20 protein-coding genes are annotated in these 25,669 nt (G+C 45.2%); 9 read left to right on the top strand and 11 right to left on the bottom strand.

Annotation, left to right across the window (positions count from 1 at the left end; genetic code table 11):
• Positions 1 to 71: 71 nt before the first annotated feature.
• Together ACFOEE_RS12235 and ACFOEE_RS12230 are read left to right on the top strand one after the other, a co-directional pair.
• Positions 72 to 1,718, top strand: a complete 1,647-nt coding sequence (locus ACFOEE_RS12235) for a cyanophycinase (protein ID WP_377124624.1) — start codon at positions 72 to 74, stop codon at positions 1,716 to 1,718.
• Positions 1,719 to 2,142: 424 nt separating this feature from the next.
• Positions 2,143 to 3,519, top strand: coding sequence for a cyanophycinase (locus ACFOEE_RS12230; protein WP_377124622.1), 1,377 nt, complete (start codon positions 2,143 to 2,145; stop codon positions 3,517 to 3,519).
• Positions 3,520 to 3,795: 276 nt separating this feature from the next.
• On the opposite strand, the gene ACFOEE_RS12225 is transcribed toward ACFOEE_RS12230, so the two are convergent.
• Complete coding sequence (locus tag ACFOEE_RS12225; RefSeq protein ID WP_377124620.1) at positions 3,796 to 5,256, bottom strand: serine hydrolase domain-containing protein; 1,461 nt, start codon at positions 5,254 to 5,256, stop codon at positions 3,796 to 3,798.
• A gap of 296 nt (positions 5,257 to 5,552) precedes the next feature.
• Here ACFOEE_RS12225 and ACFOEE_RS12220 point away from each other — a divergent pair, with 296 nt between their 5' ends.
• The 4 genes from ACFOEE_RS12220 (at position 5,553) to ACFOEE_RS12205 (ending at position 9,452) form a co-directional block, all read left to right on the top strand.
• Positions 5,553 to 6,260, top strand: a complete 708-nt coding sequence (locus ACFOEE_RS12220; RefSeq protein ID WP_377124618.1) for a hypothetical protein — start codon at positions 5,553 to 5,555, stop codon at positions 6,258 to 6,260.
• Between the two features lie 213 nt (positions 6,261 to 6,473).
• Positions 6,474 to 7,022: a recombinase family protein gene (locus ACFOEE_RS12215; protein ID WP_377124616.1), complete on the top strand. Its 549-nt coding sequence runs from the start codon at positions 6,474 to 6,476 to the stop codon at positions 7,020 to 7,022.
• 31 nt (positions 7,023 to 7,053) lie between these two features.
• Positions 7,054 to 8,508 carry a hypothetical protein gene (locus tag ACFOEE_RS12210; RefSeq protein ID WP_377124614.1) on the top strand — a complete coding sequence of 485 codons (1,455 nt, stop codon included), beginning with the start codon at positions 7,054 to 7,056 and terminating at the stop codon, positions 8,506 to 8,508.
• Positions 8,509 to 8,591: 83 nt separating this feature from the next.
• A complete protein-coding gene (locus tag ACFOEE_RS12205; protein WP_377124612.1) occupies positions 8,592 to 9,452 on the top strand; it encodes a DNA adenine methylase in 861 nt (286 codons plus the stop codon).
• 115 nt (positions 9,453 to 9,567) lie between these two features.
• On the opposite strand, the gene glmS is transcribed toward ACFOEE_RS12205, so the two are convergent.
• The 3 genes from glmS to ACFOEE_RS12190 all read right to left on the bottom strand — a co-directional run bounded on the left by glmS (position 9,568) and on the right by ACFOEE_RS12190 (position 12,628).
• Positions 9,568 to 11,388, bottom strand: a complete 1,821-nt coding sequence (gene glmS / locus ACFOEE_RS12200) for a glutamine--fructose-6-phosphate transaminase (isomerizing) (RefSeq protein WP_377124610.1) — start codon at positions 11,386 to 11,388, stop codon at positions 9,568 to 9,570.
• A 38-nt stretch (positions 11,389 to 11,426) separates the two neighbouring features.
• On the bottom strand, positions 11,427 to 12,200 hold the full coding sequence (locus tag ACFOEE_RS12195) for a DeoR/GlpR family DNA-binding transcription regulator (protein WP_377124608.1): 774 nt from the start codon (positions 12,198 to 12,200) through the stop codon (positions 11,427 to 11,429).
• Between the two features lie 131 nt (positions 12,201 to 12,331).
• Complete coding sequence (locus ACFOEE_RS12190; RefSeq protein ID WP_377124606.1) at positions 12,332 to 12,628, bottom strand: DUF6482 family protein; 297 nt, start codon at positions 12,626 to 12,628, stop codon at positions 12,332 to 12,334.
• 265 nt (positions 12,629 to 12,893) lie between these two features.
• Between ACFOEE_RS12190 and ACFOEE_RS12185 the strand changes: the two genes are divergently transcribed.
• Positions 12,894 to 13,436 (top strand): hypothetical protein, encoded by a 543-nt coding sequence (locus ACFOEE_RS12185; protein WP_377124604.1) that lies wholly within the window; start codon positions 12,894 to 12,896, stop codon positions 13,434 to 13,436.
• Here ACFOEE_RS12185 and ACFOEE_RS12180 read toward each other — a convergent pair.
• Positions 13,433 to 14,152: a substrate-binding periplasmic protein gene (locus tag ACFOEE_RS12180; RefSeq protein ID WP_377124602.1), complete on the bottom strand. Its 720-nt coding sequence runs from the start codon at positions 14,150 to 14,152 to the stop codon at positions 13,433 to 13,435. The two genes, ACFOEE_RS12185 and ACFOEE_RS12180, sit on opposite strands and share 4 nt — an antisense overlap.
• Before the next feature lie 201 nt (positions 14,153 to 14,353).
• Here ACFOEE_RS12180 and ACFOEE_RS12175 point away from each other — a divergent pair, with 201 nt between their 5' ends.
• On the top strand, positions 14,354 to 14,983 hold the full coding sequence (locus ACFOEE_RS12175; protein ID WP_377124600.1) for a hypothetical protein: 630 nt from the start codon (positions 14,354 to 14,356) through the stop codon (positions 14,981 to 14,983).
• 6 nt (positions 14,984 to 14,989) lie between these two features.
• On the opposite strand, the gene ACFOEE_RS12170 is transcribed toward ACFOEE_RS12175, so the two are convergent.
• The 3 genes from ACFOEE_RS12170 to ACFOEE_RS12160 form a co-directional block, all read right to left on the bottom strand.
• A complete protein-coding gene (locus tag ACFOEE_RS12170) occupies positions 14,990 to 15,511 on the bottom strand; it encodes a hypothetical protein (protein ID WP_377124599.1) in 522 nt (173 codons plus the stop codon).
• Positions 15,512 to 15,624: 113 nt separating this feature from the next.
• The gene (locus ACFOEE_RS12165; RefSeq protein ID WP_377124597.1) at positions 15,625 to 18,774 is read right to left on the bottom strand and encodes a lantibiotic dehydratase; all 3,150 of its coding nucleotides are present in this window, start codon (positions 18,772 to 18,774) and stop codon (positions 15,625 to 15,627) included.
• A gap of 10 nt (positions 18,775 to 18,784) precedes the next feature.
• Positions 18,785 to 19,996 (bottom strand): lanthionine synthetase C family protein, encoded by a 1,212-nt coding sequence (locus ACFOEE_RS12160; RefSeq protein ID WP_377124595.1) that lies wholly within the window; start codon positions 19,994 to 19,996, stop codon positions 18,785 to 18,787.
• 324 nt (positions 19,997 to 20,320) lie between these two features.
• Between ACFOEE_RS12160 and ACFOEE_RS12155 the strand changes: the two genes are divergently transcribed.
• Positions 20,321 to 20,509, top strand: coding sequence for a hypothetical protein (locus tag ACFOEE_RS12155; protein WP_377124593.1), 189 nt, complete (start codon positions 20,321 to 20,323; stop codon positions 20,507 to 20,509).
• Positions 20,510 to 20,573: 64 nt separating this feature from the next.
• On the opposite strand, the gene ACFOEE_RS12150 is transcribed toward ACFOEE_RS12155, so the two are convergent.
• The 3 genes from ACFOEE_RS12150 to glmU form a co-directional block, all read right to left on the bottom strand.
• A complete protein-coding gene (locus ACFOEE_RS12150; protein ID WP_377124591.1) occupies positions 20,574 to 22,766 on the bottom strand; it encodes a peptidase domain-containing ABC transporter in 2,193 nt (730 codons plus the stop codon).
• Positions 22,763 to 24,007, bottom strand: a complete 1,245-nt coding sequence (locus ACFOEE_RS12145; RefSeq protein ID WP_377124589.1) for an HlyD family secretion protein — start codon at positions 24,005 to 24,007, stop codon at positions 22,763 to 22,765. Before ACFOEE_RS12145 ends, ACFOEE_RS12150 begins: the two co-directional genes overlap by 4 nt.
• 132 nt (positions 24,008 to 24,139) lie before the next feature.
• Positions 24,140 to 25,501: a bifunctional UDP-N-acetylglucosamine diphosphorylase/glucosamine-1-phosphate N-acetyltransferase GlmU gene (glmU, locus tag ACFOEE_RS12140; RefSeq protein WP_377124587.1), complete on the bottom strand. Its 1,362-nt coding sequence runs from the start codon at positions 25,499 to 25,501 to the stop codon at positions 24,140 to 24,142.
• Between the last annotated feature and the right edge of the window lie 168 nt (positions 25,502 to 25,669).

Genomic DNA, 25,669 nt, shown 5'->3' with positions numbered 1-25,669 from the left:
TTTTTTGTTATATCACAGTATTTTTTATACTGACAAGTATTATTTATTCTTCCCTTTTTATGGTACATAAAATGAATACATTCGTTCACTTTGGCGCCGTCGCATGGCTTTTTGTTGCGACTTTTTCAATTAAAAGCCAGGCCCAACAACTGGTTTTGATCGGTGGAGCATTGAAAACCTGCGCCAGTCTTTCCCCACAATATTGCCAACCGAATACGGTTTTCCCCACTGCGGCTAAAACCACCCGTTGGTTTCAAATCACCCCACAACACCTTACGCAGTTGAGTCGTGCTTGGCCGACGGGGAGTGAAGATCTAAGCCGCTTGATGACCCAACTAAAACGCAGTGACGCAAATAAACGCTATAGCTATGCCGAACTGCTGAGCTTGCTGGATAGCGGCGAGCAGCCATTGAGCAAACGCCTCGACGATACGCAGTGGGCATTACTGCTCGACAGTTTAGAAGTACCTGCCTTGACCCAACAAGGCACCCGACAAGTAGAGATGGTCCAAGCCGCGCGTACCCAGCTTGCGGGTAGTCAGGCCATTTTGGCCAACATGGCGGCACTCATTGCCGCAACGCCAAGCAAAAAGTATCTCGCCATTACCGCCTCTTCTCATGACCCCTACGATGCCGCAGATTTCTATGAAAACCTGCTCAACGACTTTGACGTGAAAGGTGAATGGTTAGCACTTACTATTCCTCTTGCTCAAGCTTTATCAAGTGGTCGCTGTCAGGACTTAGCGACGCTACGCCAACAACTGAGCACCAGCCACAGTCGTGAGCGCGTTTATCCCGAGCGTACCCAGCAAGAGCAGTTATGGTGTGAAAAAGGGGTAGCGGCACTGATAGCCAAGATAAAATCCGCTGATGCAGTGTTTTTTAATGGCGGTGACCAATCGCTGGCTAAACAAGTACTGTTTGACGAGCATAATCAACCCTACCCTTGGTTTGCAGCACTACAAAGCCGTGCCGTGATCATCGGCACCAGTGCGGGTACTGCGCTGCAATCCGGCGGCAGTAACGGGCATGGCTCAGTTGCGATGGTAACCAACGGCACCAGTGAGGCCGCAATTAAGTTTGGCGCGTTTGATCAAGCCGCCCCTGCCGACAATTGCAGCGAATACCAAAGCTGTCAGGCCGAGCATTTGAACTACCTCACCTACGACCCTAAAGGCGGCTTAGGCAGCTTCACCGCAGGTATCCTAGATACCCATTTTAGCGAGCGCAGCCGCACTTTACGCTTGGCTACTTTATTGGCTCATACTGGGCAGCGCTTGGGGTTTGGTGTAGATGAAACCACAGCGTTAGTGGCTAACGTCACGCCGTCGCATACCGAGTTACAGGTCATGGGTGAACACGGAGTCGTTGTCTTAGAATCAAAAAGCGCAGCAGAATTTGTTTATCATTACCTCCAACCTGCCGACAGCGCCAAACTCGATGCAAAAAACACCCTCTCACTCACCCTAGCCAGCTCTGCAAGCGCGAGCCAAGCGCTATCAGACGCCACTTACACTGATGCAATTTTCGCAAAAAATGGATTTAAAAATTTAGTGCAAAGCTTTTGTCAAAGTGGCCAACAAACATTTTCGTATGATTTTTCAACGGCGCATAAATATGCATTAACACTCGCACGTAGTACCGCGACACAATGCCAACTTAATAAAAACAAAACATATTCAATCAAAAACTTAAACATCATCATTAATAAAAAATAATCACGCCCAGTTTGGTTTGCACTTAAGTGCTGACCAAACTTTTTCGCATTAAAATTCACCAACAACATCTAAAAAAATGGAAGTTAGAAAAATATTACAGTTTAAACCTTGATCAAAATTAACCACTGTGCAACATTGAATAACAAGCAAAATCTATTAACACCACAACCATGAATAAAACCACGCCATTCAACCAAAATACCAAGCTGTGCATTTTCGCGCATTTGGCGGGTTGTTTTTGTGTGGTTTTTCCTCATGATTTATTTGCTTGCTCAAATGATTATCACCTTTCTGAGTGGTTCGACGAATAGTCAAACTCCATTCATTTTAGTACCCATTTAACTCTGCGCTGGCAAGCTATGTCGCGTACTTGTTAATACCCAAACGACACAATAAAAAATACCCAACTACAACAGGAGTTGCGATGAAACCTTCGCGCATAGCTATGTCTTTATTGACACTATTATTATCCACCGGCGCCAGCGCCGCATGTTTAACTACCGAAACGCAAAGCAATGATACCGAAGCCAACGCTGAGCAAGGGTTATGCTCAGGTGTATTAGTGCAAGGTAATATTGATTCCCGTACTGACCTTGATTGGTTCAAATTCACCACCACCAGCGCGGGCACTATCAGCCTCAACCTTAGCCATGCCTCTGCTGACGACTTTGACTGGGGTCTCTACAAAACCACCGGCAGTGCGGTGCTCTCTGGTGCCAGCAGCGCGAACCCAGAAACGGGCAGTTATCAAGGCGATGCCGGCGACTACTTTATTAAAGTGAGCCGTTATAGCGGTACTGGCTGGTACGACTTAACGGTGAATTACCCAACTGGCAGCAGCGGCGGTTCAGGCAATTGTAGCTATGGCACACGCCCCACCAAACCCGGCGGTTTAAAAGCGTATTTGGTTGGCAATACTCAAGATCAATGCCCGAGTTTAGGCAATGAAGCGGGTGTGCTACTGATGGGCGGCGGCACGGATGTGGATGAAGCATTTAGCAATCGCGTAAAACCACATATCCAAGGTGGTGATGTGGTTGTGCTACGCACCTCAGGTACTGACGCTTACAATGACTACTTATTACCGCTACTCAATGCCGACTCAGTTGAAACCCTGATTGTTGATACTGCCAGCAAAGCCAATTCTGACTATGTGGATTGGGCTATTCGCTCGGCGGAATTTGTCTTTATCGCTGGTGGTGACCAATCAGACTACCTCAACCAATGGCAAGGCACCAAAGTGCAAACCGCACTCAACCATGTTTACAGCAAAAAAGGTATTATTGGCGGTACGTCGGCGGGTAATGCGGTGCAAGGCCAATATATTTACGATCCCGACGGCCTACTTGGCGCCATCAGTGCAGAAGTGGTAACCGACTTTTGTCACGAAACCATTAATATCTCTAGCAACTTCTTGAGCACGCCAATTTTGCAAGGTGTGATCACCGACACCCACTTCCAAGAGCGTGACCGTATGGGTCGCATGGCGACTTTTTTTGCGCACTTAAGCAATCAAAAGTATGCCATTGGTGTATCTGAGCACAGTGCTTTGTATGTTAAAGAAAGTGGCACCAGCGTCATAGATGGTACAGGTAATGTCTATGTCGTTGGCAAAGATAGCCAAACTCAGTTTAACCAAATCAGCTGTGGGCAACCGGTGATTATCCAAAACCTGCTCAACTATCGTTTACAAGCGGGCGACACCTTTAACCTCACCACTGGCGCTTCCAATGTCACGCCTGAGCGCTTAAGCATCGACGGTCGCAATACTAATTTTTACGCTCCCTTAAACCCTTACTAAAGTAAAAACGGGCTGTTAAGGACAATAGCCTGTGCCGCTTGTAATGGCTGCAGTAGCAATACCACTTGTGAAGATTACGAAGTCCGTTACTTCTTCAGTAAAGCGTCTTGCCTACTTTAACTTCACAGCAGAAAAGCGCCGCAACGGCGCTTTTCCTATCCTAGCCAGTGGCAATACAAAAACTGCCTTGCTTATTGATAAGTAGTACTTTTAAAACCCATTAGGCAAAAAACAAAATGTGTAAGCTGTGTTTGCCGCTCTTTACCTACGCGCTTGCTAATGAGTTATTTTCCGTAATGCCTTACTTACTAGCATTTGCCCCTGCTGCTCGTGCTCCAGCGTGATATAAACCGTACCTTGTGCATCAAACACCACACCCAATTGACTATTTACCAGTTCATTTACCCGAAACTTATCCTGCTCTATAAATATGATGGGTAGAGGTGTCGGGTGACTTTCTGAATTCACTAACCCTAGTTGCTCACCTTGTTTTACAATTTTTACGCGCTTTGCAAACGGCGAGAAATAATGCGGCGTAAGATTTTCATATTCCCCCTCCAAGCGCTCCAATAACTGTTTTGAAATAGGCACTTGGCTTGGGGTGATGGTTTGCCGCCAACCAAGCTCAGTGACTACAGACGCGGTAATTTGCTCAATGGCAGGCACCCGCGCGCTATGATCACCATTACCAAACACGACTATGCCTCGACCTCCCGTCACCGTTGCCATCACCAAACCGCCAGTGCCATGATTAAAGCCACTGTGAGAAAACCAATCAAGATTCCCTAGCGCAACATGACGCATCCATCCCATGCTCCAGCCACCTGACAATTCAGTAGTGTGCAATGCAACAAGCTGCAGGGCGGCATTGTTAGAGATAAGGTTGGTCTTTTTTCCAGCTAACGCGTTTTGCATTTCAATTAGAAATTGTGCCATATCGCGTGCATTGGTCCACAACCCACACGCCGCTGCGGGGCAAATAGGCAGGCCAGTGGCAATCACTTGCTTATCACGATTATGTGCTTTGGCCACATTAGTTAGAAAATTAACCTGACCATCGTAATAAAAAGTACTGTTTTTCATTCCTAAGGGCTTAAACAGTAGGTCGTTTGCCAGTATTGCAAGTGAATGTCCTGTCACCTCTTGCAAAACTAACTGCGCAATTAAGTAACCACCACCGCTATATTTCCAATAAGCACCAGGCGCAAAAAGCACCTCAATGGCTTCTCCTTTGTAATCGCGCAAAGTCTCTAGAGTCGTTGGGATAACATCGCCACGATACTTAGACGCGTAACCCCCGTGACTGGTCCCTGCGGTATGGGTCAGTAATTGTCGTAGTGAAATAAAAGCTAACTTAGCCAGTAGTGATTCAGATAAGCCCGCTGTTTTAAGGTATTGGCTTACAGGTACATCTAAGTCCAGTTTACCTTGCTCGGCCAAAATTACCGCCAAAGTGGCCACGATTGGTTTTGCGATTGAACCCGCATTGAATGCAGTGTCTTGGTCAATTTTATCACCGCTACCCGCATTTTTAACGCCAACAGCGGTGCTAAACACCACTTGATAGTTGTCTATCACAGCAACACTGAGCGCAGGTAAGTCATGTTTCACAAGCAGTTGTTGGTACGTGTAAGCCTCGCCACTTGATACGCGCACCTGAGATAAATCCACTGTTGCTTGTGTATGAAAGGCAACTAAGCACAGCAAAAAGGCCATTTTTATAGTTCTGATATGCATACAATCCCTGATTATTATTGGTTTTAAACCGCAATTTCGCGCCACGCTGGATTTTACTTAGCGGCAGCAAGTTAAGTTCGTCAGGTATTAGTCGTTACTCAGGGGAATTTAGTTTGCAAAGTAAGCAAGATTTGAACGGGTAAAAGATCGATTTCACTTTTAATAACGTCGAGTGTGTCTGGCTTGGGCACTTAAGTGACCAGAATTTAGTGAATGGAAAGTAATGTTAACTTTTACTAAAGGTATTTAAACAATCTACCGATAAATAAGTGCTCTTCAAGTATAAGGAATATGTAATGAAGATAGGTAACCCAGCCATTAGTCAGGCCCAGCTTAATACAACAAAGCAAGTAACTGACAGCAGAAAACCCATTAGCGATGAGATTAACATTGCTGCCAAACAGCAACATGCGCAAAGCAATATGAATGATGAGCCTGCTCTGGCAAACAACCCTAATCTGCACTACATTGAAGTAACGTCTGTGAGTGTTTACGAGCCTGAGCGCTTTGCTAAAGTGTCACAAACACTTTATTTTGGCGAATTACCCAGCTTATTCAGAGATATGCAATCCCATTACCAAGACTTTATGAGTGATCTGAAAAAATCAGACCCACAACTGGCTGAGCTTGATTGGGGCTTTTCTGTTGACGAAGGTGGCCAACTGGTTGTCAACGGCCCTATCAGTGATGAAAATAAAGCTTATTTGGAAGAAAAGCTTAATGAAAACACAGATCTTGTGCAATTAGCCAAACAAGTTCCCGATGTTTTGATGAAAGGCATGGCTTACGACAGAGGTGCCGACGGTAAGGCCAATGCGTGGGGCAAATATGATGTAAACACTGAAAATCTGAAAGATGTTCTGAATTTTAGAGAAGTATTAGAGAGCACTTACACCGAACGAGATGATATTTCCTACTTCAAAGGCAACTTTAACACCTTTGAATTTGCCGAAAACGTGGCAAGTCAATTAAAAAGAAACGCCGAGGTCAAATTTAGTTATTAATTTGATACTCACCAACTGTGTAATGCTAAATATTAGCGTGAGTGTGTTTGTATCAGCCATCAAAACGGTACTCGATCATACAAAAAAGTAGTGTAAAGAAAACGGTGGTATTTGTTTAGATAAGAATGTACACAAAATGGATGTTTTAAATATGTAAATAGCGTAAAGTTTGCCGTAACAAAATCAATGTAAAAGAAACGCCCGTTTTATTCTATGAAAATTGGTTATGCAAGGGTTTCCACGAAAGAACAATCAGCAATAGCTCAGTTTGATCTGTTACAAAGCGCAGGTTGTGAACGGGTGTATATTGAAAAGTGCAGCGGAAGAACACTAGACAGGCCCGAATTAGCACGATTATTAGATGCCATACGTGAAGGTGATGTGGTTGTTGTTCAAAGGTTAGATAGGTTGGGGCGTAGCTTAAGTGATTTGATAAAAATTTTAGAGTTCTTTCGAAGTTCAAAAGTCAGTTTCGTAAGTCTGGCTGAAAGTATAGATACTTCGTCAGCGGTAGGTGAACTTGCATTTCACATGATAGGTTCTATTGCCCAATTTGAAAGAAGATTGATCTCTGAAAGAACGATTACAGGTTTACAAGCTGCTAAATCAAGAGGCAGAAAAGGAGGAAGAAAGTCTAAACTTTCAGCGTCTGATGTTTCAAAAGCAAAGGCAATGCTTAGCGATCCCACTATAACCAAATCTGAAATTGCAAAGCATTTTAAGGTAAGTCGCCCTACCCTTAATAGAGCTTTAAATAGGTAATTATTTCGTCATTTCGAAGAAGGAAACTTTTGTGGTAAAGCCAGTTACATTAAATGTTTTAGATATTTACTTAGACCAAAAAAATCCAAGACATGCACCTTTAAATGCTCAATCCGATATTGTTGAAAAACTCATTCAAAAAGAACAAGTAAAGCAGTTAGCTAGGGATATTGCAGAAAATGGAGTTAGTCCTTTAGAAATGACTGCTGTAATTAAGGATGAATCCGGCAGATTTATCGTTGTTGAAGGAAACCGCAGGACTTGCGCTTTACGACTATTAAATGACCCGAAAAGTGCTCCAAATACACATGTTAGTTACTTTACTAAGCTAGCAAAGAATAGCGAAAAAATCCCAAAGAAAATAACTTGTCAGCTATTTGACTCAAGAGAAGATGCTGATATTTGGATTGAAAGAAGACACTCAGGTACTCAAGATGGAATCGGTGCTAAGCAGTGGAACTCAGATCAGAAAACTAGATTCAACACAAGCCGAGAGAAACGAGATGACAATGCTTTAGCTAGTGCCATTTTGGACTTTGCGGTTTTGCAAGGTTTTGTGCCGGAAGAGAGAGAAGATAAAATCTTGACTACAGCTGCTAGATTTTTAGGTAATCCTTTCTTCAGAAAAACGTTAGGTATTATTAGTAGCAGATCGCATGCATATGTTGAGCTCAATGTACCTTTAAATGAGTTCGCAATTGTAATCGAGAAGTTCTGTAAGGATTTATTAGATCCTAAATCTGAAGTGACATCGCGTACCAAAAAAGTTCAATGGGAAGCATACGCAAGAACACTAATTTCTTTAGGTTTGGCGCCTAAAAATCACGTCCAAAGTTATCTACTAAGTGATGTATTAAATAGTAGCGAAAGTGATTCCTCCGAAGCCGAGGGAGTAACTCAGAATCAAGGCGAAAACCCTCCTATAGATAGTAAGGCTTCACCAAGCAGCAAGTTTGAGTCGAACTCTAATGATCATGCCAACGATACTTCAAGTGGAGAAGGGGGAAAAAAAGAGGAAAGTACCACTAGGCATCAGAACACCAAAAACCCAGATAAAAGAAAGTATATTATTCCTTATGGCTTTTCTGCCTCAATAAAAAATCCGATCCTACGCCGAGTTTATCAGGAAATGACAGAGATTCTGATTGATGATAACACTTTGGCGGTGTCTCTTTTAACAAGAGCATTTCTTGAAAACCTATATTCACTTTTTCATGAAAAAGAGCTCGGCAATCAGATTAAGGCGCAAACCCATGTTGTGATGAATAAAGTAATTACACATATTGAGAAAAATACCAATCTGACTAAAGTGGAAAGTCAAGCACTAGGAGCATTGAAGCGTGTTCAGTGCAATCATAACAATGTTTTATCACCGCATACACTCGGAGCAAATGCCCATGCGAGCCATTACCCAAATGCGACAGAATTAAAGAGGGAGTGGGATAACATTTCGGCAATCGTCGAGTACATGCTAAAACGTATATAGTTGTTTAGTAATGATTTTCATCTTTGGCCACAAAGGTGAATATAAGATATAATATGTATAATGGATTAATCGAGAAATAAGTAATGCCACAAACTCCTTCACCGCTTAGATACCCTGGAGGAAAAACGTCCATATTGAACATGGTATCAGAGATAATAAAAAGTAATGGCTTAGAAAGAGGCCACTACGCTGAACCATATGCTGGCGGTGCGGGTTTAGCCCTGTCCTTAATGCTTAAAGGCTATGTACATGAACTACACTTGAATGATTTAGATCGCTCTATATGGAGTTTTTGGGATGCGGTTTTAAATAATACTGAGCAGTTCGTCGAAAAAATTATTGAAACGCCTATAACAATGGATGAATGGTACAAACAAAGAGAAGTGCAAGAGAATAAAGGTGATAGTTCCGACTTTGATCTGGCTTTTTCATCTTTCTTTCTGAATAGAACCAATCGCTCAGGTATAATTCTTAAAGCTGGTGTCATTGGCGGCTTAGAGCAACAAGGAAAATATAAGCTAGATTGTCGGTTCAATAAAAAAGGGCTTATAGAAAAGATAAAGCGGATATCAAATTTCTCTCATAGAATACACTTATATAATTGTGACGCTATCGACTTTTTAAAACTTACCAATAAAAGTTTACCACCTTTGAGCTTTTACTGTATTGATCCACCTTATTTTGTTAAGGGGGCATCTCTCTACACGAATGCTTACGAACCAGATGATCATCGAGATGTATCGAAGGCTATTGAAGAGCTTAGCCATCCGTGGATATTAACATACGATAATGTTGAAGCTATCCAACGTCTTTACCCTAAGAAGAAACAATTCAGATTTAATTTAAACTATAGTGCAGCCCAAAAGCGAGTCGGGACTGAATTGCTCATAGCCTCTGATAACTTAATAGTTCCGAATGGACTTAACTTAGTAAAGGCTGCTTAAGACACATGTAATTTTTCTAAATTTATGGTTTTAATGATGAAATTTAGTTTGATTACATTTTGAGTAAGTACTTATATAGTGTTCACCCACAAAAAAAAGCGCTTGCGCGCCTTTTTTATTCTACCGTAACGCTCTTGGCGAGGTTACGCGGTTGGTCTACATCGGTGCCTTTGATCACGGCAACATAGTATGAAAGTAGTTGCAGTGGGATTGTATAGACAACTGGTGCGATGATGTCTTCAACGTGGTTGACGTTCATCACGCGCATGGTGTTGTCAGAGGCAAAGTGTGATTTTTTGTCGGCAAACACATAGATGATACCGCCACGAGCACGCACCTCTTCGACGTTCGATTTCAGCTTTTCTAACAGCTCATTGTTTGGCGCCACGACGATAATCGGCATATCCGCGTCAATCAGAGCCAGTGGGCCGTGCTTTAATTCACCCGCCGCGTAGGCTTCTGCGTGAATGTATGAGATCTCTTTAAGCTTTAACGCCCCTTCCATCGCTATCGGGTATTGTGAGCCGCGGCCTAAAAACAGTGAATGGTGCTTATCAGCAAATTCTTCTGCTAGCGCTTCAATACCATCGGCTAGGGTTAAGGCTTCTTCAAGCTTGTTAGGTAAGGTTTTCACCGCTTGTACGATATGTGTGGCATCGCGGCCTTTTTCTTGCGCGATAGCAGCGGTCATCATTAATAAGCCGACCAATTGAGTGGTGAAGGCTTTGGTTGACGCGACGCCAATCTCAGCGCCGGCTTTGGTCATAAAGGCTAAGTCAGATTCACGTACCAACGAGCTGCCCGGCACGTTACAGACGGTGATAGACGCCATATAACCTTGCTCTTTGGCTAAGCGCAGTGCTGCCAAAGTATCAGCGGTTTCGCCCGATTGTGAAATGGTGACCAACAAACTGTTATCGTGTACATACGATTGGCGATAACGGAATTCTGAGGCGATTTCGACGTTACAGCTTACGCCAGCATATTGCTCTAACCAGTAGCGCGCCACCATGCCAGAGTGGTAAGAAGTACCACAAGCGATGATCTGCACATGTTTGACGTCTTTAAAAATCTCGGTAGCACGTTCGCCAAAGGCGCTCACTGCCACTCGGTCACCTTCTAAACGGCCATCTAAGGTATTACGTACCGCCATTGGCTGCTCGTAAATTTCTTTGAGCATATAGTGACGATATTCGCCTTTGCCAGTGTTGTCTTGATTGACTGTTGATTCAATCACTTCACGCACCACAGGCTCGCCAGCGCGGTTGTAGATCTCAACGCTGTCGCGAGTTACACGCGCAACATCACCTTCTTCTAAGAAGATAAAGTTACGAGTGACGGCCAACAAAGCGAGTTGATCTGAGGCGATAAAGTTTTCACCTAAACCTAAACCTATCACCAATGGGCTGCCAGAGCGCGCCACAATGATTTCGTCGGCATTGTTTTTATCAAATACGACTGTGCCGTAAGCACCTTCAAACTGTTTTACTGCCGCTTGCACCGCAGCCAGTAATGAGTCGTGCTGTTGGCGTAATTGGTGGATCAGGTGCACCATTACTTCGGTGTCGGTGTCAGATAAAAACTCGTAACCATCGCCTTTAAGGGCTTCACGAAGGCTGGCATGGTTTTCAATAATGCCGTTGTGTACTAAAGCCAGCTCGTTATTTGAGACATGCGGGTGCGCGTTAGCTTCTGTTACGCCGCCATGGGTTGCCCAGCGCGTGTGCGCAATACCCGTGACGCCTTTGACTGCGGCAGCATTTAAAGCCGCTTCAAGATTGGCCACTTTGCCAACCGCGCGCACCGTGTGTAATGCACCATTTTCACTCAGTGCTACGCCTGCTGAGTCGTAACCACGATACTCAAGACGCTTTAACCCTTCTACCAGAATTTTGTTGACCGGACGCTCAGCGACGGCCCCGACGATTCCACACATAATTTCTCCATTATTTGCACGTGGTGTGTACCAGTTGGCTAATTACTGACCTCAGCACAAATTAAATTAACGCCACGGCTTATAATCGCCTGACGGATTGGTTCCGCCAGGGTGTTGTCGGTGATAAGCGTGGTCACTTTGTGCCAAGGTAATTCTAAATTTGGGATCTTGCGGCCAATTTTGTCCGCTTCGACCATAACGATAACTTCGCGGGCGGCATCGGCCATTACGCGGCTTAACCCCACTAATTCATTAAAAGTGGTGGTGCCGCGTTCAACATCAATGCCATCGGCGCCGATAAACAACTGATCAAAATCATAAGAGCGCAGTACTTGCTCTGCCACTTGACCTTGAAACGACTCCGAATGTGGGTCCCAAGTACCACCTGTCATCAATAACGTGGGCTCGTTCTCCAGCTCTAATAAACGATTGGCCACATTGATGGCATTGGTCATCACTACAAGGCCACGTTTACTGACCAGCATAGGGATCATAGCAGCCGTAGTGCGGCCACTGTCGATGATGATGCGGTGATGATCTTTAATTAGCGCTGAAGCGGCTTTGGCAATGGCTTGTTTACGCAACGAGTCGAATTTGGCGTCGCTTTTGGCAACGATTTCTTGCGGTAATGCCACTGCGCCACCATATCGACGTAACAACAAGCCGCTTTGCTCAAGGGCGGTTAAATCCTTTCGGATCGTAACTTCTGAGGTTGTAAATTCGGCGGCCAACATCTCTACACTCACTTCTCCTTGGCTATTCACTAGCTGCAAAATGGTGTGACGGCGCTGTTGGGTGTTACGTTTGGTCATGTTTTGTAAAGTTTCGTTTCGAAAGTTATGCTAGTTTAAACGAAACTAAGTCGAAAAAACAAGCACTACCTTAACATGAGCTAAAGTAGTGCATTGTGTTATGTGGTGCCCTCTGGTTTTGCGTGATGGGATCAGTGCACTAGCGAAATCGCAATACTGCTGCGCCCACCAGCATAACCGCCCACCATTTCATCATAAGCGGTTTCCATTTCCAGATTGGCTTGGGTTACACCGAGTTCACGCAAGGCATCCTCCGCCTCTCGTAGCGAATTAAAAGTAACGGTATGGCCGTGAAAATCCGACAACAACTGGTAGTTGCCTTGCCTATCCATACCGCCTGCCAAATAGTGATTGGAGTCGGCATAGCTGAGGATCACCGCGGCTAAGTCGCGTGTCGCAAAATGTCTTTTGAGTAATGTACTGTGCATAGACGCCTCTTATCGAGTTAATCTCGAATTACTACGTGACCGCCTAAATTTTAGTTCAAAAAACAACCACCCTCATAACAAAAAGTTCTTTAAAATAGAGACATGTAATAAAATCGCCATATTAAACGCGCTTATCCGTCGCGAGCCCTAATCAGCTTGTAAGTCTTTTACGCAATTATTTACAGTTTATTACAAGCGATTGCGATAACTTGCTCACACTCTCGCGGGTTAAGTGATCCGAACGCCACATTAAGGACAATCTTTTATGAAAAAACGACTCTTAGCGGCACTGTGTTTAAGCTTAAGCCAAGGCACCTATGCTGCGGTGCAAAATCTTTCTGAAGTGGCCTTTACCATTAAAAGCGACTGGCGTGGAAGCGATAAAGTTACCGCGCTTGGGCTTGAAGCTTTTGGCAACTTTCCGATGAGCAAATTCGGCTATAGTTTTAACTCATCACTGGGTTACGCCGATGTCACCACAAAGACCGCCGACAAGGAAAACTACCTAACTTGGGATACAGGGATTAAGGTCGGTTACTTTCAGAACTTTTTTGTCTACGGTGAAGTAGGGCTAGATTTATTTGAGCTGCTACTCCACGATTTACGCAATGACGATAACCGCCGCAATGATGACCGCTACAACGACGAACCACGCAACGATCTGGATGCGTACGTTGGTGTTGGTGCGGGCATGCAGTTTGAGCGTATTCGCGTGGAGCTCTATTCTCGTGTAAGGCAAATCGATGGCGAACATTGGGAGTCAAAAGAACGGGTGTTTAGCGGCATGCAAGTGTCCTTTATGTTTTAGTCTGGCACGCGTAAAAGCGCGCCATACTTGCTGTAAATAGCCGCCAAGGCGCCGCTTTTAATCATTTGCTCAAGCGCTTGGTCTATCGCGGCTTTTAATTCCGGTTGAGTTGGCTGAATGCGCATCGCCACAGGTAAACAGGAGATTTCATAGACCTCCTGAAACGCACGATACTCAGCGTGGCTATGGCGATAATATGCAGCGGTAATATCGCCTATCATAATGTAGTCAAAACGTTTATGAGCAAGCTGGGCGAGCAGCTCGCGCTCCGAAACATTGTCATAAGGCATGATTTTTTGTTCACCAAAGTGCTGCTCAAAGGCGCCATAACGATAACCACGCACCCGCCCAATCACTTGTCCATACAAGCTCTCGGGCATGGTATGAATAAGTTTGCTGCGCGCCAGCACCACTTCGCGGGAATAGGCATAAAAGCGGCTGTACAAGCCTGGATTGCTTGATTCTTGCCGCCATAGCGGATTCACACCCGGCTCGATATCGACTTTACCTTGCTCAAACATGCGATGTCCGCGCGCAACAGAGAGCGGCACAAACTCAAATTGCAAACCTGTGATACTGCTGATATAAGCAAAAATATCCGCAAACAAACCTTTCGTTAGCCCCTCTTCCTCATAGCTATAAGGCGGGTTGGCACCGTGATACACCAAGACCGAGTAGCGTTTTGCGGCACTTAATGGCACTGCAAAAAGCAACATAGCTAAAAACAGGCTCCTAAATAACACATTCAATCTCAGCACAATCACTTTATTTGAGTGTAGTCAAACGCACCTAAGAGTGGCCACTTTCATGGCATATTCCCGCACGTTCTGCGCTATTTGTCAGCAGACATTCGCGCTATCACGCGAGGATTGACTATAATGACATTATCAGAACTACACCATGCCACTTAGGAGGTCATGATGTTTGGCCAACGTTCTGGGAAACTCGACCGTTTTACCTTGAAGGCGGTAAAGCACCTTTGCTTGTATGAAGGCGAAGTGCATCATTTGTACTTAGATAGCCATGGCCGGCCCACAATAGGAGTGAATTTTCACTTTCACAACCGTAATGACTTCGCCAAATTAGAACTACGCGAGCTACGCAGTAAGCGCTCGGCAAGCCGCGAAACTAAACTGCAGGAATATGATAAAATCAGCAAGTTACCAGCGGGCTACGTAGCCAACTTTTACAGCTCATTTTGTACCTTATATATTCCACATACTGAAATTCAACGCGTGCTGGCTTTAACGCTCAATCGCTTACGCCATGAACTAGCGCAGCACTACACCGATTATGACAATATGCCGCAGAGTGCTCAGCTGGCAATATTAGACTTAGCCTATCAGCTCGGGCTTGCCGCATTGCCAAGCCAATTCCCAGAGCTAGATCAGGCTATCGCAAAAGAACAGTGGCACAAAGCCAGCCAGCTGTGTGAGCGCAAACAAGTGAGCCAAGCGCGCAATGACAAAACCAAACAACTGTTTTTACGCGCCGAGCAAGAGCGAGACTCGTTATGGTATGAATTGTTACAGCTGTTTCGCTTTTAGGATGCGCTATTTAAACTTGACCGCTTTTGTACTGCGCGTGTAGATCCTAACTTCTGGATTAGTCCATTGCCCGTTTTTAAGGTACTGGGTACTGACCTTTATTTGCTCCGCACTTACTGAGCTGGTGGACTTGACTTGGGTGATACCATCGGCATTGCCCGTGACCGCTTCATAAGCAATGAACTCATGATCGTTCACCATTTCCATGGTGCCTTGGGTATAAAAACCAGCCGTGGTGAAATAATAAAACACCAGACTTTGTTTGCTGTTATCCCAAAAAATCAACGACTCTCCACCATAAACGCCGTCATTAATGGAGTGTAGCGTGCGCACTGCCGTGCCATTTAACGCTCGCTCCCAATGGCTGACATCCTGCATTGCCGGTTGCCCTGCAGGCACCGGGAAATCTGCTTGCCAGCTGCCTAAATAAGGCTCAAACACTTTTAATTCTTTAGCTAATTCGTTGTTTGCCAAGGCGCAGGCGCTGAATACCCAACTAACAAGGGCAATTAAGAGGTGTTTTTTCATGTTGCGATCTTTTTATTATGAGAACTAAGCAAGCGTAGCAAAGTTTGCGCCGAACACAACAGCGCGGACTTGCCACGCAGTTGTGTTGCTTATGCTGCTTTGGTCGACACTGGTTAGGATGCCACTTGTCGCATTGAGAAGTATTTGCGCCGCAATAAGTCATGCACCACAAACTCTTGCTCGCGACCATAAGCTTTAAACATACGGTTATTATGCATATGCAGTAACGAGCCCAACAGAGTGTCGCGTTGGCAATTCACTTTCTGCGCTGCAAACAACCGATTCAACTCAGCCACAACAGGCTCAGCTTGGCTGTGCCAGTGCTGCAATATCGCCTGTAACTGTTGTTGGCATTCATCCAGCTCCCCCATGGTACCGCGTGCGAGTTTACTGAAGTCATCGTTGAGTTGTGTTTCGTAATCACGATAGCGGTTACCCAGTTGTTTACGCAGCTCCGCAGATTCAGAAAACTCACGGCCAAAGCCATCACGCAAACTACTTAACAGCGCCAAACGCGCTTCCTCACTGTAATTGAACAAACTCAGTAACTTGTCGGTTTGCGCAAGCGCCACACGCCAACGCACATCATCACCAAACTCAGGGAGTAAGGCACAAGTTTGCGCCACCAGCTCACTGTCAAACCTAAACAAGGATTCAATTAGCGCCATGGCCTCTGGGCCACCGTAGCGCTCAACCTCACGCTCATAAGTCATCAGCTCAACTTTATGTAGCACACCCGCCTCGATTTTTGGCTCGAGCAAAGCATTAAGCTTGGGTAACAGTTGCCCACAAAGTAAGCTTGGGTCGCCATGAAAACGTAGGCGTAAGTGCCAATCTGGGTCGCCATAACGAATAAAAAACCACTTATCGAACAGCGCGTGTTCGGCCTGAATTAAGGGGAGTAGCTCTTCATAAAGCAGCTGTTCTACCACAGTGTTGCCAGAGTAAATCTTTAAACTCAACCACTCTGAGCCAGCACTAAAACGGCGCTTCAGCGGCGTAGCAGTGATATTCGCAATAGGGTTATCCGCAAAATGACGTAGTGGCGCAGCCTGAGGATTAATAAATGGCACTATCACTTCGTTGTTATATTGCTGCCCGGCAGCATCCGTTACCCGTGAACGATAATGGCTTGAAAGCACCTCTTTGAGCTCAACCACGTTGTAGTATTGAGTCTCTGCGAGCAAAATCGCCACCATCTCGGCACTGCGTAAGTTTAATTGCAGCACATTATCCGACACTGCAAAATTAACTTGTTCGTCCAGCCCATAGCGCGCTTGTAATGACTGCCACTGGGCCTCATCAAGTTGCTGGTCTTTGGTTAGTAACGCCGCAAGCTCGGTACGTTCAATACGCCAAGTTTTCTCACTTAAGATCAAATTGTCCAGCATCACCCGCGGCACAAAACTGTGATTTTCAAGCGCCGTTGGTAATCTAAATTGCGGTGGCTTACCATCTTGATGTTGCAACATGCACAAGAACTTATAAGCACTTAAACTCCGTGAAGAATAGTTATGCGCACTAGATAAACGCGGCACCACCCGCTTGTTAAGGCGCTTACTCCAGAGTTTGACTTGTTGCCCTTCTACCCACACATACAAATCGCTGAGCGGAATTTGGTATTCGTCGGCAAGGCTGCTATCTGCCATAAATACGATTTCGTATTGACGTAGATGCGGCCGCGCAATGACATTGCCTGGACGCCCTTCCGGCATATGCACCACTTCAGCAAATATCACCTCTGGTGATTGTGCGGCTTCTTGTGCTAAATGGCGTTTTACATTGGCTTGTAACGCATCGTCTAGATGACAAAAACGGCCTAATAAATTGGCTGCAGATGGGCCATAACAGCCATTAAATTTAATAATTGGATTACCTTGCCCATCTTGATAAAGACTGAGCATAGCGGCAAATGAAGCGGGAAATTGGTTGACGGCATTCTTATTGCTGATTTTACTTTTCAGTGCTTTGCTGCTTAAAGTAATGCAATCTAGCTGTCGGTGCGCAGGTAAACTCAGCGCACGCAACACTTCCGCCTCCAATACACTGAGCTTACTGGCACGCGCTTGGCTTTCAGTGCCGCGCGCTAATCGTAAACCAGCAACGAGCGGTGCCTCGTAGCCGGTTTCTGTGGATATACCAATCCCAGATTCATCATCTAAGATCCAATCGAGTGGCACAAATTGCCCTTCAAAACGGCTATTAAACTGACTAATAAATTGGCTAAGAGGATTGCCCTGCTCAGCAATACTCAAACCCGCTATCAGTTCCAGCTGCTTTTTAACTCGCTCCAACTCTTGCCGACTTAACTCGCAGTCACTGAAAGCGCGATAGGTATCACTTTGAAACAGTTTGTTTTCTTGAACCTTAATCGGCAATTGCTGGAGGTGTGCTATCACTTGCTGATAAGGTGTAATGGCGCCGCTACGCGCTTCATCAAGCTGCTGCATTTGCAGTAATGCAGTTTGCAGTACATCTGCGGTCCCATGCTCACCAATTTGTGCCACTGAACGGACCAGCGCTTCATCCGGCGAGACGCCCGTTAAAGGTAATGGGATGTCAGCCAGCAACATGCCTTCGTCGATTAAATCCTGAATGTAGGCACTGACTTCTTCGGGCTCAGCATCAGGGTAAGCTTGGCAAAAGCTCTCTACTAATTGCTTAAAGCTCGCGCCTTCGCGTGCACTGTTGAGTGCAAACTGAAAATACTCATCACTCTCAACCGCGCTCAAACGATACTGTAAGGCTTCGTCAGAAAGATACGATTCGATATAACGGCATTGATTGGCAACAAAATAATGCGACGGGTTAGGCTTGTAACACAGTAACTCGGAATGTGCCGCATGCTTAATAAAATGGTCTTTAATAGCCGACAGATAAAACATATCAAGACGGGTTTTACGACTGTCGGCTTGATGGCTTCGACAAACCAGCGCGGTTTTTTCACCAACCACGCCTTGATGAATACCGGAGAAAAGCCCAAACGGCGTTGCTCGCGAACACATCCGCACCATATATTTCAACAAGGCTTGTGCCGCCTTTTTACCGGATTTGCTGTCGGGCTTTGCGCGCCATTGCTCAATCCGCTCAATGAGCGATGGGCTGGCTAAATACAAGGCCTCTAGCACTCCCGGGAGCGCCAGCCATTCTTGCAACAAAGCTTGTGCATCTGCGCCTGGCTCAGCAAAACGTGATAAGTGCTCAACACTAAGTCGTGGTGTGCGAATAACAAAAAAAGTATCTGGCATAAGTGATTGCGTCATACTACCTTCCTTAAGCCATCAACAAGCAATCAGCCCAATCTGGGTTGTTATCTAGTACTGCCAACAATGCCAAACCAATCCCAGCGTAGCCCATTAAAAAGCCAAATTCTTCCTCGTACTCTTTACTGATACCACTGTAGCAATACAAACCTCGCTCGCCTTTTTCAGCATATTGGGCTAGACCATAATCAAGCCAAAATTGCTGTGCTTCGACAAACTTAGCATCGGGCATAAGGGTATTAAGTAGTTGGTAAATGGTCACCATACCAAAAAAGCCGTGACATAACCCAGCATCGTTAATGGCACCTGATTTTGGGTCGCGTTTGGTTGCGTGTAAGGCGATTTCCTTTGCTGCTGCTATATAGCTTGGCCTATCTAATGCTTGCCCTACTCGCGCTAAAGTTAAAGCAATGGTCAAGTCGCCATAACACCAACCCAGTCGGGAATTGAAGTGCCCATCGGCACAACTTCCATAACCACAGGTTTGTGCTCGGTCTGGATTACGCTGTGCTAATAGCCAATCGCAGCCTCCTTCAAGCAAGTGGCGCACTTTGTCGGCTAATGCAGGCTGCTGATACGCTGGTAACAATGCTGCGATGATACCCGGCACGCCGTGGGCTAAGCCTAAGTTATATTCTGCTTGATGTTTGTTTTCTTTATCAAAGCGATAGACTGAGTTTTCGGGTTGTGACCAAGTTAAGGTACCGTCGTCAAGTGTGGTTAAAGTGCTTTCAAAGCCCGCCACAATATTCGCAAAAAGCGCATGTTGATCGGTGAATTTAGCGCGTCTTGCGGCATACGGGGCATAACCCCCTAAGCCCAGCACCATTTCAATTTCCCCACCCCAAGGATGTGGCGACAAGGCTTCTTGAAATAGCGCATCCACATCTTCAAGCAAGTTAGGGTCGTAATCCGCCTGTTCGGCTTGATTGAAATACTCCAATACCCATGCCTGTCCAGCTAAGCCATTACTGAGCTCAAATGATTGTTCTGCTAAATGCTCTTGTAAGTTTTCCAAAGCAGCGTTGAAACTGTGCTCGTTGATGAGGCTGGGGTTAAACTGATGGGCTTTATAAAGAAACAAGAGTTGACCCGCAAGCCCGCTCAAAAGGCCAAATTGTTGTACCTGCGGCAAGTTTGCGGAGATCTTTTGCGCTAGCAGTGCAATAATTTCGAGCATCTGCGCATGCTGAGTTGCTGTCACTTCGGTATGGAACGCCATCACATCTTCCTTAACTATTTTTATATTATATTTTTTACAAAGGTTAACTCTTTGAGAAAGTAAATACAATAAATCAACGCTAGGAAATACCCAATAGTGAAACTATACTTTTAAGCTTTTAAATACTTATATCTAAAAAGAATTTTTCATTCACAGCGCTATTCTGTCCTTACGAAAAGTTGTGATTTTGCACCTTTGCCGTCTCGGCAATAGTCAATTACAGATAACTCGAGCGTAATAGCCAACAAGCTGTTGCATTTTTGTTATTTTTGGCCTAATGTTAATTTGCCTTTTTGAGGTACATTTAATAAGGAAATGAAAAAAATGAAATTACAACTCAATAAGAAATCAATCAAAGCCCTATCACAAGATAAGAGTGCCATCCCTGCAGGCATGACACCGCAAGTAGCAGGTGGTGCATTAACTCGTTATCGCTGCTTCAGTCTTGCAGATTTTGACTGTTACACTGGCAATAGAAATTCTTGCCCAGAGCACACTTGTCAAATTCCATAATAGTCTGTTTGATATTCATAGGCCACCTAAAAGTGGCCTATTTAGTTTGCACCCAGTAACTTTACTACGAGTCTTGTTGATCAGTATTTGTTACTTTGGTTGGCTCAGCTTGCTGGCCTTTCTTTAACTTTATTTCACGACTTGCTGATGCGATGGTTTCTTTACGATGCGCGATAATGATCCGCGTAATTTTCAACCGAGATACTGCTTCATTGATATCAGCCTCAAGCTTAGTGTCAAGATGGCTGGTGGCTTCATCCATAAATAAGATCTGTGGGTTTTTGTACAAGGCGCGAGCAAGAATGATACGTTGCTTTTGTCCACCAGATAGACTCGACCCCATGTCACCAATTAGACTGTCGTAACCCATTGGCATCGCACTGATGTCATCGTGAATTGCCGCTAACTCAGCACAATAAACAACGCGTTGCATATCTAGCGGTGATTCAAAAAACGCGATGTTGTCGGCAACAGAACCAGAAAGCAGCTCGTCGTCTTGCATCACTGCGGCAATTTGTTGGCGGTACTGCCGAGCGCCAATTTGCGCCAGTGGCACACCATCAATCAAAATATCACCACTACTTGGCTGAATAAGACCTAGCATAATTTTTAACAACGTCGATTTACCACACCCAGATGGCCCTGTGATCGCTACCGACTCACCGGGTTGAATAGTTAGACTCAAGTCATTCAGTACATTTGGCGTTGCATCAGAATAGCGGAATGTCACGTTGCGCAGTTCAATACCACCTTGCACTACATGCTTTTTGAACTGTGCAGGTTGGAGTATTTCTCTATCTGTCAGGGCGATGTCCGCAATCCGGTCAAAGTGTAGCCCTAACATTTTAAACTCAATGAACTTTTCTATCAGTTTGGCGGTTTTGTCCATAAATTGGCGCTTGTACGCCATAAAGGCAAATAACATCCCGGTACTAAAGCCACCTGCAATCACCAATTTCGCTGCCAAAAATACCACTAAAATATTTTCGACCCCGAATAATATGCGGTTGATGGCATCATAACCGATTTGGAAATTGCCTAAACGAATACTTTGGTTAATGGCTTTGGCATAGCGGTTTTGCCATTGCCCTTCGCGTTTAACTTCTGAGCCAAATAACTTAATGGTTTGAATACCACGTACCGTTTCCATAAAGTTCGAGTTTTCTTCAGCGCGTGCCATGATCTCTTGCTCGCTGATAGCGCGAAACGGGCGATACATAGCGACGCGTACTAAGGCGTAAAGTACCACAGCCGCAAGCACTACCAAAGATAAGGTGGGGCTATAGAAGAAAATCATGGCTAAAGTAATAATCGCCATGAGACCATCGATAATCGCCTCTATCACACCAGTGGTCAGTAACTGCTTAACTTGTTGCAGCGAACCAAAGCGCGATACCACATCCCCCATGTGACGTTTTTCAAAGTAGGTTAACGGCAAACGCACTAAGTGATGAAACAGATTCGCACCCAGCTGAATATTCATCTGATTGCCAAAATGCAGCAAAGTAAAACCGCGCAGCATGTTAGTGCCGGTTTCAAACACCAGCACCAGAAAGAATCCTAGCGCCAGCACAGTTAACAATGAGGTGTCACCAGTAAGCACCACATCGTCAATAACCAACTGAATATAGTAAGGGCTGGCTAAGGTGAATACTTGCAGCAGCAAAGACAAAGAAAAAATCAGCAACAACGAACGTTTAAGGCCCGAAATACGGCTCCAAAAGTCACTGAACTTGAGAGTCGGTTTTTGCTCGCGTTTTTCAAACTCTTTGGTGGGCAGCATTTCCAAAGCCACCCCAGTAAAGTGCTTAGAAGCTTCCTCTAAGCTATAAGTTTTTTCGCCATTACCGGGGTCGTGGATCACGATGCGCTTATTATTGGCTTTTTTCAGTACCACAAAGTGGTTTAAGTCCCAATGCAAAATACAAGGTGTTTGCAGTAACTCTAACTCTTCCAGCTCAATTCGTAACGGGCGTGATGCTAAACCTAGTTTTTCACCAAAGTGCATAATGTCGAGTAAAGTACAACCTTCAATAGAGATATTGAAGGTTTGTCGTAGCGATACTAGGTCGGTATGAAAACCGTGATAGCCAGCAACCATGGCAAGGCTCGCTAAACCACATTCTGCCGCTTCAGATTGCAGGATCAAGGGTAACTTGCTGCTGTCCCAAAAGCGCAGCAAACTGCGAGAGTTTTCGTATTCTTCGAAAATATCCGGTTCTTGTTGTGTCTGTTGGTCTTGCTCTACTTGGCTCATAGCTGTCCCTTAATACTAAATACAGGGTCAAACAACCACCGTAATAACGACCTTTCTTCGATCACAATATCGGCGTCTAGCGTCATCCCAGCACGCAGCGGTGTCGCTTTACCATAAGCCGTCACCGCTTGAGTGGACAGGGCAACGACCACTCGATATGAAGGTTTAGTGATAACCCCTGACGGCGCAGCTTCTTCGGGCAAAATAACGGAGCTGCTGATCTCTTTAACCACGCCATCGTAAATGCCAAATTTTTCATACGGGAAAGCATGGTATCTAAGTTTGGTAGACTGTCCCGCCCTAATAAATCCAAACGCTTCCGTGGGCACATAAATCACAGCTTGCATTTCGCTGTCCGCAGGCAACACACTTAACAGGTTTTGCCCTGCCACAACCGTCTTACCCGGCTTGGCTAGTAATCCCGTGACGATGCCAGCTCGAGGGGCGCGGATCTCCGCTAAACTCTGTTGCTGCGCAGATGACAGTTGAATATCAATACCTGAGAGTTGTGCATTCATACTGGCACGCTTTTGCTCATGTTCAAGCGGTTGCTTTTCTAAGCGCTTATCCAGTAAATCTATCTGGTTAACTATGGATAATTGTTCAGAATGGATAGATGACGATTGCTGGGTCAGCGATAACAAAGTGTCTTGCTGACGGGTTAACTCCAGCTCAGAAACATAACCACTGCCTTTGAGAGTACCAATTTGCTCAACTATGCCCTGATTAAGCGCCAATCGCTCGGCAAATGTCGCCGCTTGCTTACTTAATTCTTGCAGTCTCGCCACCAAACTGGCCCGTTCAGCCTGCAATTGTGCCATATCGATTTGATGCTGCGCTGTCAGTTGCTGCAACTGCGCAGTCAACATTTGACGTTGGAATTGATACTGCTGAATTAGCGTTTGATTCAATTCCGCACCACCAACGCTGTGCTTAATCGACGCAATTCTTAATAATGCTTGGCCTTCGCTAACCAGTTGGCCTTCGCTGACCAACACAGTATCAACTTGGCCGATATAGGGAGCACTGAGCTTTAAAACCCCAGTGTTGGGCTCAATCACGCCAGACACACGTTCTTTTCGGGTATATTTACCCCAAGCCAAAAATAACACGCTGACAATGACAATGACCACAATCAATGTCGCCAAGCGATAAAACAGCGGAGGTTGAACTAGACTGATCGATCCTTCTAAGCGATGCCGTTTATATTCCAGCACCTCGCGACGAAATAGGTTTTCCATAGGCTCTGACGAAAGTTGTTAAATAATTTTTATTATGCAACAACTAATTTAACACCTTATCTCAGCGAAAGGAATTTCATATGGCGCTGATTCAGGTAATAAAAGTTAAAAAGAGGCGCTTGGCCTCTTTTCTTAGTTTTTCTTGCTCGGCCTTTGCCAGCCATCTAAGTTGCGCTGTTTACCGCGCGCTACGGCGAGTTGGTTATCGTCCACTTTGCTGGTGATCACACTGCCAGCACCGATGGTGGCCATCGCACCAATTTCAACTGGCGCCACCAACGACGAGTTGGAACCGACAAAAGCATTATCACCGATAATGGTTTTCGATTTGTTCACCCCGTCATAGTTACAAGTAATAGTCCCGGCCCCGATATTAACTTTTTCACCTATTAGCGCATCACCTAGATAAGTTAAGTGGTTCGCTTTCGAGCCTTTGCCTAAATGGGTTTTTTTCATTTCAACAAAGTTGCCGACGTGCGAGTCATCTTCCATCACTGAACCTGGACGCAAGCGCGCAAAAGGGCCTAACGTGCACTTAGCGCCCACTATCGCATCTTCAATTAAGGTATTGGCTTTAATAATTGCCCCATCGCCGATTTTACAATTTTTCAGCACGCAGTTTGGACCTATCTCAACATCGTTGCCAAGCTCAACGTCACCCTCAAAAATAACATTGATATCAATCAACACATCCTCACCGGTGGTCACATTACCGCGCACATCGACTCGACTCGGATCAGCTAAGGTGGCGCCATTAAGCATTAAGCGCTCTGCCTGCCAAGCTTGGTAAGCACGCTCTAAAGCAGCCAGTTGCACACGATTGTTAGCGCCTTCAACTTCCATGGGATGATCTGGATGGGCTGAGTTAATTTCAACACCTTCGGCATGTGCCATCGCCACGATATCCGTGAGGTAATATTCGCCTTGGGCATTATTGTTAGAAAGCTGGCCTAACCACTTCTTCAGCAATCTGCCATTGGCCGCCATAATTCCGGTGTTGATCTCTTTGATGGTTAACTGCTCAGGAGTGGCGTCTTTTTGCTCCACTATGCCCACCAATTTACCATCTTCACGCAGCATTCTGCCATAACCCATAGGGTTATCCAGCACCACAGTCAGCACCGCCAAACCATTGGCTGGCGTCACTGCCAACAAGCGTTCTAAAGTTGATTTTTTGGTTAAAGGAACATCGCCATATAACACCAGCACAGTGTCATCATCTAGGATGTGCTCTTTAGCAACCGCCACAGCGTGGCCTGTTCCTAGTTGTTCTTCTTGTAAAACCCAGTTTACTTGGTTGTGCGCTAGGGCTGCTTGTAATTGCTCACGGCCGTGTCCGTAAACTAAGTTTATCTCCCTAGAACCAAGTTCTTTAGCATTATCAATTACATGCTGAACCATGGGGCGAGCTGCAACTGAGTGTAAAACTTTAGGTAACTTAGAGCGCATACGGGTACCTTTACCCGCGGCTAAAATCACTGTAGTAAGGGCCATGAATCAGCATCCTGTCCTGTTCAGCCAGTTAATGATACTGGCATTCTTTCGTAAATGATGGTCATTTTATGCAAATTATCATCGTTACGTAAGCACTTTAATAATCAATTGGGATTAAAACTTTCGCTTAATTTTTATGTTACTGCCGTCGTGATTCTTCACCAGCAA

The sequence above is a fragment of the Pseudoalteromonas fenneropenaei genome, assembly GCF_042643375.1.
In the GTDB taxonomy this organism is placed as follows: Bacteria; Pseudomonadota; Gammaproteobacteria; order Enterobacterales; family Alteromonadaceae; genus Pseudoalteromonas; species Pseudoalteromonas fenneropenaei.
The sequence above is the reverse complement of the archived record's forward strand: the minus strand, read 5'-3'. Positions and strand labels throughout refer to the sequence as shown.